We start from the raw sequence: 11,877 nt of genomic DNA on the forward strand, positions 1-11,877 counted from the left end.
CAGGGTGTTGATTTGAGAGATCAAAACTAAAGGTTTCAGGAGCGATGATGAGTGACCAGACAATGAAAGATCGATAGTCCAGATTAATCATACTCACTTACATGCATAAAAAAATCCCACATTGCTGTGGGATTTCAGTATTTTATTTTCCTCCGGGAGGACAATGTTCTTTTAAATAGTGAGTAAACAATGTTGCCAGGTGAAGCGAAGTCCCTTCACCTTCACTGATGGAGTGCGTTCTGTTAGGATAAGACATCAACTGGAATTGTTTGTTGTATTTTACCAGCTCATTGACGTATACCTCTGTATTCTGATAATGTACATTATCATCTCCTGTTCCATGAACCAATAAAAGATTTCCTTTTAAATTTTTAGCATAAGCCAGTGGAGAACCATTTACAAAATCTTCTCTGTTTTCCTGTGGAAGTCCCATATATCTTTCCTGATAGATATTATCATAAAATAACTGGTTAGCCACAGGAGCAATTGCAATACCTGTCTGATAAATATCCGGATATTGACCTAAAAGGTTTAGGGTAGAAGAACCTCCACCGCTCCAGCCCCATACTGCAACTCTGGAAGTATCTACATAAGGCCATTTTGCAAATAAAGCTTTAGCTCCCATTGCCTGATCACGAATGTTAAGCTGTCCTATTTTACGATAAACAGATTTTCTCCATTCACGTCCTTTGGGAGCAGGAGTTCCACGGTTTTCAAGTGAAACATACAAATATCCATCCTGAGCCATATCACCAATGTATAAGCCATTCCAACCCGTATAGAAGTTATCCGTTACGGTTTGTGATCCAGGTTCTCCATACACTGTAAAGACAATCGGATATTTTTTATTCGGATCAAAATTCTTAGGTTTTACCACCCATCCATCCATAGTGACTCCATCCTCCGTTGTAATCTGGAAAAATTCTGCTTTAGGTTTTGAAGGATCAGCTTTTACAGAATTTTTTGCAGCTACCAATTCCTTATGATCCGGAAGCGATATAACCATACCCGCTGAACGCGCATTTACACTGGTATTATTAAACATCGCCAATTTTCCGTTCGGTGATATTGCATATTTATTAGAACCTGGATAAGCTTCCGGGGTTACCCTGTCAGCTTTCCCTCCATTCATGCTCACTTTGTACAAATATTCCTGAGTGGCATTTTTAGGTGAGGCTAAAAAATAAATCAGTTTGTTAGGAACATCAAAAAACTCTGGTTTTATAACATCAAAATCATCTTTCGTGATCAGCGTTTCTTTTCCGTTCATGTCTATTTTATAGATATGCCTCCAACCGTCTTTTTCAGATAACCACAAAAATTCTTTACCATTATTGATCCAATCCCATCCACTAGGATCATTGTCATTCCAACGGGATTTGATATCGATCCATGCGGGATCCGTTTCTGTATAGATTGTTTTACTGCTCCCTGAATTGGCATCTGCTACAATAATTTTACTTTGATTTTGTTTTCTGTTCAGCTGTTGCAAAATAACGGATTTGGAATCCAGTACCCATTCCATTCTGGGAATATAGTTTTGTACTTCATCTCCTGCTATATTAGCCTTCTTTGTAGATTTGGATGCTACATCATACAACCAGATGCTGCAGCCCGAAGGATTTTCTCCAACTTTAGGATATTCTACAGGAATGGTAAATGAATATAAACTATCCGTATTATTGATCATCAGGAAATTTTTAGTGCTGCGTGCGTCCAGTTTCCAGTACGCGATCTTACTTCCATCCGGAGACCATCTGAAACCATCCTGCGTTCCGAATTCTTCTTCATAAGCCCAGTCGAAAGTACCATTAATGATCCGGTCTGTTCCGTCGCTTGTAATTTTACTGTACTTACTGTTGGAAAGATCCTCGATATAAATATTATGCTTGGAAACGTAAGCAACTTTTTTACCATCAGGAGAGAACTTGGCAAACATTAGAGAAGATGCTGGTAACCCTTTTCCAAGTTGGGTAAGCTTCTTCGTGTTTTTATCAAAAATCCAGTAATCCCCACGTGTGTTATCTCTCCATACTTTTTGAGTATTGGCAAAAAGTAATAAGCTTTTCTCATCCGGAGATACCTGAAAACTCTGTACATCTAAAGCCGAAGAACTTCCTGAAGGAACTAATTCTTTGGTATTTAAAAAAGTTTGATTTTTTCCGGGATTCAATAAGTCAACGATTTCAATTCCGTTTTTGGTAAATGAATAATAAGCATTGCCATCAGGAGTCCATTGTGTCTTTTGCGCAACCAAAGGTGACAAAGACAGGAAACACAACGCAATGTTAATTAGTTTTTTTATGCTTCTCATATAAAGTATTTGATTAAGATAAATGTTCTTTTCTGTAATTCTCAATTTCTTCAACGGTTTTAATCAATCCGTTCCCTAAAAGTCGGTATCCATCATTGGTGATCAGGAAATCATCTTCAATGCGTACGCCTCCAAAATTCCGGTACTCATTAACTTTATCATAATTAATAAATTCTGCATTCTTATTTTCAGCCTGCCAGATATCGATCAATTCCGGAATCATGTAAATACCGGGTTCAACTGTTACAACAAACCCAGATTCTAAAGCTTTCCCTAAGCGCAGGGACTTAAGTCCAAATGTTTTTGTATCCTTTGGTTCTTCCTCAGTATATCCTACATATTGTTCTCCAAGATCCTCCATATCATGAACATCGAGACCCATCATATGTCCTAATCCGCATTGGAAAAATAGGGTATGAGCATGGTTTTGAACTGCTTCTTTCGGATTTCCTTTCATTAATCCCAGATCAACAAGCCCTTCTACCAGATGTTGAGAAGCTTTTAAATGGATATCCTTGAATTTCATTCCAGGTTTTAAAAGACGTTGAGCATTTTCAAAAGCATTTAGAACGACTTCATAAATCTCCTTTTGTTGGGTGCTGAAAGTTGAACTCACAGGGAATGTTCTTGTTAAATCACCTGCATATCCCATTGCTGTTTCAGCTCCTGAATCATTCAGGAAAAGATCTCCATTTTTCAAAGTATTGAGACGGTAGTGATTATGGAGAATTCCTCCATTTATCGTTACGATCGGAGGATAGGACATCCCACATTCTTTATTTCCTGCAAGATGCTGGATAGCATTTGCTATTTCATATTCTTTAATGCCTGGCTTTGCAGTAAGCATAGCCAATAAATGCATTTCATTGGACACATTCACAGCCTGTTCTATCTGAACGATCTCTTGAGCTTCCTTTACAGAACGCTGTTTCACAATTGCCTTGATCATTTCCACAGAAGGCTGTAGTTCTGCTATTTTAATTCCTAAAAGATCACTTAGCAAAATCTTATTGGAAGACTGGTATGGTGGAAGGTAATGCACTTTTCTGTTAGCGGATTTTGCCTTCAGAATGTATTTGGGAAGTTCCGCGTAAGGTAAAGTTTCTGATACTCCTGATTTCAGGCTTTTCTCTTTCAAAGTTTCCTGTCTCCCCATCCATACGATATCATCGATACTTAGTTCGTCTCCGAAAATGATTGTTTTATTTTCATCGATATCAATGATTGCTGCAATACGAGGTTCCTGAATTCCAAAATAATACAAAAAAGTACTATCCTGGCGGAAATAATAAGGATTATGTTCAAAGTTGACAGGGTTCTCTATATTTCCTAAAAACAATAGAATTCCGCTGCTTATACTGCTTTTTAATACAGTTCGTCTATCCTGATAAGTCTGTGCTGAAAACATATGATGCATATAATTTTGATAAGGTTTAAAGTTACAATTTTGTTATATTTCTAAAGGGTTTGCTCACAAAAAATAAATAGCTGGTAAAGTTTGGATTTTAATATGATATCCAGTGTTTATATTTTGCTTAAATTCGGCAATATTTTAACATCACATCCTTTCATCATCAAATTCTGATCTTATATGAAAAGTCTTCAGTTTTCAGTTCCTGCTGATACCAGCAAAAGCATCCGTATCCAGGAGGACATCATGCCCAATTTCTATCCGCATTTCCATCGGCATACCGAAGTCCAGATCATGTGGATCATTGAAGGACATGGAACATTAGCCATAGAACAAAACCTTTTTGCTTTTGAAGCGGGTGATATTTTCTATATCGGAGCCAATCAGTCACACGTTTTCAAAGGAGGTTTTAATAAAGGAGAAAAACAAAAAGTTCATGCCGTATCCATCTTTTTTGATCCCCATAAAAAATTATCTCCCATTTTCAATCTGCCTGAATTTGAAGAACTGAAACATTTTATGGATCACTCTGAAGTGGGCTTCCAGATCGCTTCCGAAGTAAAGGCCGAGATAAGCATCAGCATCAACGAATTGAAAAAATCAAAGGGTATAGATCAGATTCTGAGTTTTATAAAGATCCTGACTCATCTGATGCAAAACAGAAATCTACACATTCCATTATCCGCAGAAAAAAATATGCCTGTTGAGATTTCCAATTATGACCAACGCATCATAGATGCCCAAAACTATATCAGGAAAAATTTTGCCCAGAATAAGCTGACTCTTGATCGTATTGCGAAGGAAGCATGTATGACTCCACAGGCTTTTTGCCGCTCTTTTAAAAAGCGGACCGGAATTACTTATATTGAATTCCTCAATGAATTACGGGTACAACGTGCATGCAAACTGCTGACTTCTTCCACCATGTATAACATCTCTTCAGTAGCTTTTAACAGTGGTTTTACGAGCCTGACCAATTTTAACCGGGTTTTTAAATCTATTATGAAATATTCTCCCAAAGAATATCTTAAGCGGTATAAGGATACCATTTTGGATTAAAAAAACACCATGTTAAAATACGGTTATAATCTATTAAAATATTAACATTTATAGATTTGAAATTCTACTAGTTTTGAAGAAACATAATTTTATATGAGTACAAAACTAAACTGGGAAGGTATTTATCCTGCAGTATTAACTCCTTTTACAAAAGAAGGAGAAATAGATTTTGAAATGTTTACTAAAAATACAGAAGCCCAGATTGAAGCGGGTGTCCATGGAATCATATTAGCCGGAACATTGGGAGAGGCAAGCGCTTTAGAAACAGAAGAAAAATTTGAGCTGTTGAAATTTGCAAAAAAGGTTACAGCCGGAAGAATCCCTGTTATTCTGAACCTTTCAGAGAATACTACAAAAAATGCAATCAACTTTGCGAAGAAGGCTAAAGAATTAGGTGCAGATGGGTTGATGCTGCTTCCTCCTATGAGATATAAAGCGGACAGCCGTGAAGTCGTAGAATATTTTAAAGCTGTAGCAACTGCAACTGATCTTCCCATTCTTATTTATAATAATCCGGTTGATTACGGAATTTATGTAACGCTTGATATGTTTGAAGAGCTTATCGCTTATCCTACAATACAGGCCGTTAAAGAATCTACAAGAGATCTGGCCAATGTTACCAGAATGATCAACCGTTTTGGCAAAAGAATTAAAATTCTTGGTGGAGTAGATACCATTTGCCTGGAAACCCTAATGCTTGGTGCTGATGGTCTTGTGGCAGGTTTGGTAGATGCCTTTCCAAAGGAAACCATCGCCATGTACAATTACAGTAAAACAGGAGAATATCATAAAGCAATCGTAATTTACAGATGGTTCATGCCTTTACTGGAATTGGATATTCATCCTAAACTTATTCAATACATCAAACTTGCAGCAACCGCAGAAGGGATAAGCAATCCTTATGTAAGAGCTCCAAGATTGGAACTTCAAGGCGAAGAAGCTGAAAGAATCAATACAATTATTGCAGATGGAATAGCGAATCGTCCTTCATTAGATTAATATCATGAATACAGTTATGATTGAAGAAACATCAAAAGAAACTATTGATCGGAAAATTCAGAAGGCAACTGAGGCGTATCAGTTTCTGAAGAACTCAACGATAAAGGAACGTGCGGCGTTAATGAACGCTATAGCAGATAAAATTGAATCTCTAGGAGATGAACTTCTAGAGACAGCACATGCTGAGACGTCATTACCTATGGCCAGACTTGCAGGTGAAAAGGCCAGAACAATAGGACAATGGAGAGATTATGCTAAAGCAGTAGCAACAGGGATCTATGCCGAACCAAGAATTGATCTTCCTCAACCGGACAAACAGAAAGGAGACCTGAGAAAATACAATATAGGATTAGGTCCTGTAGTGGTTTTTGGAGCCAGTAACTTTCCATTTGCATTTTCTACTGCAGGAGGAGATACTGCCAGTGCAATAGGTGCAGGAAATCCTGTTATTATAAAAGCACATCCCGCACATCCCAAAACTTCGCAGATCATGGCAGAGGCTATTACTGAAGTGGTAAAGAAACAAGAATGGCCGGAAGGTATATTCAGCCACATTACAGGAATATCTAATGATATTGGAGCTTATTTGACTCAACATAAAGAGATCAAGGCTGTTGCTTTTACAGGTTCATTTGCTGGTGGAAAAGCTTTATTTGATCTCGCCAATCAGCGCGAGGAACCTATTCCTGTATTTGCAGAAATGGGAAGCATCAATCCTGTTTTTGCTTTTAAAAATGCGCTGGAAAGTAGAACAGAAGAACTTGCAAAAGAATATGCATCTTCATTAACATTAGGAGTAGGACAGTTCTGTACCAATCCTGGTGTATTTATAGCGTTGAAAGGAGAGGGGTTGAATAGATTTGTCAATGCACTAAAAAAAGATATTTCAGGGATTACTCCTGTCAACATGCTTCATAAAGGAATTTTTGAAAATTTTGAAAAACACAAAAGAGCAGCTTCCATACAACCAGAGGTTCATCTTATTGCTGAATCTCACACAGAAGCCCAGGAATGGCAAGGACGTGCAAGTGTGATACAAACCACTGGCAGCAATTTCATTAACAACCATGTTTTAAGTGAAGAAGTTTTCGGGCCTTTTGGTATCGTTGTCGAATGTGAGAATCATGAGGAGATTATTCAAATCGCCCACCAGTTAAAGGGACAATTGACCATAACCGTAGCAGCTACAGTTGAAGATGCACGTGAAAATTCTGATGTGATTAATCTTTTAAAAGACAAATGTGGAAGATTATTATTCAACGGAATGCCAACGGGTGTGGAAGTTGTTTATGCCATGCAGCACGGAGGACCTTTTCCATCCACCACAGATGCTCGTTTTACATCAGTAGGAGCGGATGCAGTGAAACGATTTGTCCGTCCGATCTCTTTTCAGAACTGGCCGGATGAGTTTCTACCAGAAGAATTAAAGAATGAAAATTCACTACAAATTCACAGAATTGTTGATGGAGAAATTCATTCAGGATCATTAAAATTATAACAGATGAACAGAACATTTTTTTGTATCGATTCCCATACTTGTGGCTGCCCCGTACGCCTTGTTGCAGGTGGCGGTCCCATCCTGAAGGGGAATTCGATGATGGAACGCCGGCTTCATTTTATGAAAGAATATGACTGGATTCGAAAAGGATTGATGTTTGAGCCAAGGGGGCACGATATGATGAGTGGCAGTATCCTTTATCCACCCATTGAGGAAGCTAATGATGTCGGCGTTTTATATATTGAAACCAGTGGATGCCTTCCCATGTGCGGGCATGGAACAATCGGAACAGTCACCATCGCTATAGAAGAAGGCTTGGTTATTCCAAAGATTCCTGGGAAATTACGACTGGAAACTCCCGCTGGCCTTATTCTTATTGATTATGTTCAGGAAGGAAAGAAAGTAAAATCGGTAAAACTAACGAATGTAAAATCTTTTCTGTATGCCGAAGATCTGGAAGTAGACTGTCCTGATTTAGGACCTATAAAAGTAGACGTAGCCTATGGTGGAAACTTTTATGGCATTATTGATCCTCAGGAAAACTTCAGAGATATCTCAGATTTTACCGCCAGTCAGTTAATCCATTATGGAAAAATGATCAGAAAGCTCTTAAACGAAAGATACAGCTTCATTCATCCTGAAGACGAAAACATTACAGGGTTGAGCCACATCCAATGGACAGGTAAGCCTGCAGATCCTAAAGCAAGTGGACGTAACGCTGTCCTTGTAGGTGAAAATGCTCTGGATCGTTCTCCTTGTGGTACGGGAACTTCCGCAAGAATGGCGCAATGGTATGCTAAAGGAAAACTAAAAGAAGGAGAGGAATTCATTCACGAAAGTTATATCGGATCCCAGTTTATAGGCCGGATCGAAGGAACCGGAACCGTTGCCGAAAAACCAGCCATTATCCCTTCAGTTGAAGGCTGGGCAAGAATTACAGGGTATAATCATATTATTATTGACGACGAAGATCCTTACTGGTTAGGATTTCAGGTTATGTAAACAGACAAATGACACAAGATAAAGGAAAAGCACTGGTTATCGGTGCAGGAATCGCAGGATTAAGCTCCGCATACTACCTCTTACAAAAAGGCTGGCAGGTAGAAATTCTGGAACAGAATGATCTGTCCAACAATTGCTCTTATGGCAATGCGGGGATGATCGTTCCGAGCCACTTTACACCTTTAGCAGCACCAGGAGTTGTAGCACAAGGTATCCGTTGGATGTTTGACAGTAAGAGTCCATTTTATGTAAGACCTTCACTAAGCCCACAACTACTATCCTGGGGGTTGAAATTTTTAAAACATTCCAATCAAAAGCACGTAGATCGTTCTGCATCGGTGATCCGGGATCTCAATTTAGCAAGCAGCCATCTTTATAATGAACTCGCTAAAAAAGAGGAATTTGATTTTGAGCTTACTCAGAATGGAATCCTTATGCTTTATAAAACAGAAAAAGTCGCTGAAGAAGAAATTGAGCTTGCTCATACTGCGATGAAATTAGGACTGCCTGTTGAGATTCTTGATCAGAAAGGAATTCAAAGCTTAGAACCGCATGCTAAGCTGGATGTCATTGGGGGAATCAATTATAAGTGTGATGGTCACATGAATCCTATAAAACTGATGAGTCAGATGATCTCATATCTTAAAAACAATGGGGTTGTTTTCTATACTCAACATGAGGTAACAGGATTTGAAATACAAGGAAAAACCATTAAAGGCATTATTGCAAATGGCAAAAAATTCACTGCAGATCAGTATGTAATGACCGGAGGTTCTTTTCTTCCAAAACTGGCACAAAAAGCAGATATAAAAATCCATTTAATGCCTGGTAAAGGATATTCATTCATGCATCAACCAGAAAATCCATCCAACAAACTGGAACACGCTGCATTATTACTGGAAGCCAGAGTAGCAGTAACACCAATGGGAGGACAAATACGCTTTGGAGGTACCATGGAACTAGCACCTCATCGTGATAAAAAGAACATGAACCGGGTAGAAGGTATTGTACAGTCAATTCCTAAATATATGCCGGACTTTCAGGTACAAATACCAAAAGAATCCGACGTATGGTTTGGATACAGACCCTGCGCTCCGGATGGACTTCCTTATTTAGGGCGATCTTCAAAACTTGAAAATTTAATTATTGCAGGCGGCGGCGGAATGATGGGGCTCAGTCTTGGACCTGTTTTTGGAAAAACAGTTTCTGAAATCGCCAATGGGCAGAAACCAGCAGCCGATATCAGCAAATTCAACCCTGAGAGATTTAGCTAAAAATTACATTTTAAATTTTTATATCATAATCACACCATAAATAATTATTAACAATGAAAACAACACCTATCACAATGATGCTATTATTACTCAATTTCCTGCTTTGCTATTCATGTGAAAGCAAAGAATTGGAGACCATAGCAGACCAGCCACAGGCAAAATCTAAAACTATGGCTAAGAATGTTTCTTTAATCGGCGAACAGAGAGAATACACTTTTTCACCTGAAGCAGGTGGAGAGAGAAGTTACTATATTTCGGTTCCTGAAGATTATGACGATGCTAAAAAATACCGTTTGGTTTTCGTTTTTGCGGGAACAGATTCGACCGGAGAATTTATGCATGAATGGATGGGACAAGGCTGGAATTCCAACACTCCCGGACTGGAAAAATTAATGGACAATACTATTTTCGTTTATCCTGATCAGAAATATATATGGGGGAACGGAACAGGCTGGGCTCTTGGAAGCTATGCCGGACAATATGGAGGAATGCATGATATTCAATTCACAAAAGAACTTCTTGCGTTGATCAAAAATGAGTATACCATTGATAACAATCGTATTTTTGCTACCGGACATTCCTGGGGTGGTGATATGACCAATGTTACAGCTTATTTCTTAAATGGAGTATTCAAAGCTATCGCTCCAATTGCATCCAATAGACCATTTTGGTTTGAAAATAGCAATGGTAATTATGTTGCTAATTCAAATTATCACGGAAACACTGCCGTGTGGGTCTTCTTTGGGCTTAATGACGATCATTTTGGTAACACCAGTCCTAACGGACTCTTTGGAATACAGCAAGCTGATTTCTGGAGACTGAAAAACGGAACAAGCAGCAACCCCATGTCTACACCCATTGGAAGCAGTACTGATGTTACAAAGACCTATGGTGGGGGTACAGCAGCTGTAAAACTTACCCTTTATAAAACCGGACAATATTCCGGTGGAGGCACGCTTTTAGGCCACCAACCACCAGATTATTATTTTAAGGCAGTAACAGATTGGTTCAAAACTTTTTAATTGACTTATTTCTGAAACAAAGTACCACCATTTAAAACAACCTAAAATTCCCCTCCATCGGAGGGGTGGCAAATCAAAGATTTGACGGGGTGGTCTATAAAAAATAATAAGTATATAGTTGAATGTTGATAAGGCTTAATGACCAACAATGGCATTGAGCCTTTTCTGATTAATGTCATTAATTTTATTATCCTTTTTACGGTTATTTATGTAATTTTATAATCTTCAAAATTGAATTATCATAACCTATTACTCTTATGCACTATAAAAACGACACCATCATCATACGTGAATTTGTACCTCAGGAATTATCTATATTCCTTTCTCTTTTTGAGAATAAAAATGTTACCAGTTTTCTGCCTCGTAAGACTCATGAGGAGTATATAGAAATGTTTGAAAAAGCATTGTTATTTTATAAAGAAGGTCCACTGAGCAGATGGGGAATTTTTAACGCCGAAAATAACGACTTTATAGGAATGGCTGTTGCCAGAATCTTTGTAGATAATCCAGAACAAACAGAAATAGGGTATGTACTCGGAGAAAATTACTGGGGAAAAGGTGTAGCAACCATCGTATGCAAAGCACTTGTTGAATATTGTCTTTCATTAAGCGAAACTAAAGATGTGGTTGCAGTAACTGATCTGGATAATGTCGGATCACAAAAAGTTCTAGCTAAAAATGGCTTTGAAAGGGTTGAAAACTTATTGAGGGAAGATGAAGAATTGGCCTATTTTATATTGCAGAAAAGTTAAACCATAAGACATCTGTGCAAATCCGAGTAATCTGTGGTTAAAGTTAAACCACAAAAGTCACAAAAGTTTTTTTAAACACTTTAGAACATGTAAGAAAGTTTATCATATTGCTGCATAATGAAGTACACATAAGCTTCTTAAAAATCTTCGATTTTCATCTCACTCATTCTAATCATCACACTTGTCATTCAGAACGAAGCGTATGCGAAGTGAAGAATCTAAAATACTTAATCGCAAAGACGCTATTTTTTTAAAGTATTATGTATTTAAAGCACAAGCATTTTATCTCCGATAAAAATTTAAAAATCTGCTCGATCTGCTCAATCCGCGAGAGATAAATAAAGCAAATCTACATGAGTTTTTTCAACCACAAAAGTCACAAAAGTTTTAAACACTTTAGAACATGTAAGAAAGTTTATTATATTGCTGCATAATGAAGTACACATAAGCTTCTTAAAAATCTTCGATTTTCATCTCACTCATTCTAATCATCACACTTGTCATTCAGAACGAAGCGTATGCGAAGTGAAGAATCTAAAATACTTA

Annotated in this window: 9 protein-coding genes; 7 read left to right on the plus strand and 2 right to left on the minus strand. The window is 37.9% G+C overall.

Annotated features, from left to right (window positions below; genetic code table 11):
• Positions 1 to 142 precede the first annotated feature (142 nt).
• Positions 143 to 2,314, minus strand: a complete 2,172-nt coding sequence (locus tag JHL15_RS13170) for a S9 family peptidase (RefSeq protein ID WP_200246406.1) — start codon at positions 2,312 to 2,314, stop codon at positions 143 to 145.
• Between the two features lie 13 nt (positions 2,315 to 2,327).
• Complete coding sequence (locus JHL15_RS13175; RefSeq protein WP_200246408.1) at positions 2,328 to 3,722, minus strand: aminopeptidase P family protein; 1,395 nt, start codon at positions 3,720 to 3,722, stop codon at positions 2,328 to 2,330.
• 183 nt (positions 3,723 to 3,905) lie between these two features.
• Between JHL15_RS13175 and JHL15_RS13180 the strand changes: the two genes are divergently transcribed.
• The 7 genes from JHL15_RS13180 (at position 3,906) to JHL15_RS13210 (ending at position 11,331) form a co-directional block, all read left to right on the plus strand.
• Positions 3,906 to 4,784, plus strand: coding sequence for a helix-turn-helix domain-containing protein (locus JHL15_RS13180; protein WP_200246410.1), 879 nt, complete (start codon positions 3,906 to 3,908; stop codon positions 4,782 to 4,784).
• 93 nt (positions 4,785 to 4,877) lie between these two features.
• A complete protein-coding gene (locus tag JHL15_RS13185; protein WP_200246412.1) occupies positions 4,878 to 5,783 on the plus strand; it encodes a dihydrodipicolinate synthase family protein in 906 nt (301 codons plus the stop codon).
• A gap of 4 nt (positions 5,784 to 5,787) precedes the next feature.
• Positions 5,788 to 7,281, plus strand: coding sequence for an aldehyde dehydrogenase (NADP(+)) (locus tag JHL15_RS13190; RefSeq protein ID WP_234047769.1), 1,494 nt, complete (start codon positions 5,788 to 5,790; stop codon positions 7,279 to 7,281).
• 3 nt (positions 7,282 to 7,284) lie between these two features.
• Positions 7,285 to 8,283, plus strand: a complete 999-nt coding sequence (locus JHL15_RS13195) for a 4-hydroxyproline epimerase (protein ID WP_200246414.1) — start codon at positions 7,285 to 7,287, stop codon at positions 8,281 to 8,283.
• Positions 8,284 to 8,291: 8 nt separating this feature from the next.
• On the plus strand, positions 8,292 to 9,557 hold the full coding sequence (locus JHL15_RS13200; RefSeq protein WP_200246416.1) for an NAD(P)/FAD-dependent oxidoreductase: 1,266 nt from the start codon (positions 8,292 to 8,294) through the stop codon (positions 9,555 to 9,557).
• 53 nt (positions 9,558 to 9,610) lie between these two features.
• Positions 9,611 to 10,579, plus strand: a complete 969-nt coding sequence (locus JHL15_RS13205; protein ID WP_200246418.1) for an alpha/beta hydrolase family esterase — start codon at positions 9,611 to 9,613, stop codon at positions 10,577 to 10,579.
• A 257-nt stretch (positions 10,580 to 10,836) separates the two neighbouring features.
• The gene (locus JHL15_RS13210) at positions 10,837 to 11,331 is read left to right on the plus strand and encodes a GNAT family N-acetyltransferase (protein WP_200246419.1); all 495 of its coding nucleotides are present in this window, start codon (positions 10,837 to 10,839) and stop codon (positions 11,329 to 11,331) included.
• The last annotated feature ends 546 nt before the right edge of the window (positions 11,332 to 11,877 follow it).

The sequence above is a fragment of the Chryseobacterium paridis genome (assembly GCF_016595215.1).
In the GTDB taxonomy this organism is placed as follows: domain Bacteria; phylum Bacteroidota; class Bacteroidia; order Flavobacteriales; family Weeksellaceae; genus Chryseobacterium; species Chryseobacterium paridis.

Coding starts and splice junctions, on each gene's coding strand:
- JHL15_RS13205 (WP_200246418.1), top strand. CDS start 9,611: ATGAAAACAACACCTATCACAATGATGCTATTATTACTCAATTTCCTG.
- JHL15_RS13200 (WP_200246416.1), top strand. CDS start 8,292: ATGACACAAGATAAAGGAAAAGCACTGGTTATCGGTGCAGGAATCGCA.
- JHL15_RS13180 (WP_200246410.1), top strand. CDS start 3,906: ATGAAAAGTCTTCAGTTTTCAGTTCCTGCTGATACCAGCAAAAGCATC.
- JHL15_RS13175 (WP_200246408.1), bottom strand. CDS start 3,722: ATGTTTTCAGCACAGACTTATCAGGATAGACGAACTGTATTAAAAAGC.
- JHL15_RS13190 (WP_234047769.1), top strand. CDS start 5,788: ATGAATACAGTTATGATTGAAGAAACATCAAAAGAAACTATTGATCGG.
- JHL15_RS13170 (WP_200246406.1), bottom strand. CDS start 2,314: ATGAGAAGCATAAAAAAACTAATTAACATTGCGTTGTGTTTCCTGTCT.
- JHL15_RS13210 (WP_200246419.1), top strand. CDS start 10,837: ATGCACTATAAAAACGACACCATCATCATACGTGAATTTGTACCTCAG.
- JHL15_RS13195 (WP_200246414.1), top strand. CDS start 7,285: ATGAACAGAACATTTTTTTGTATCGATTCCCATACTTGTGGCTGCCCC.
- JHL15_RS13185 (WP_200246412.1), top strand. CDS start 4,878: ATGAGTACAAAACTAAACTGGGAAGGTATTTATCCTGCAGTATTAACT.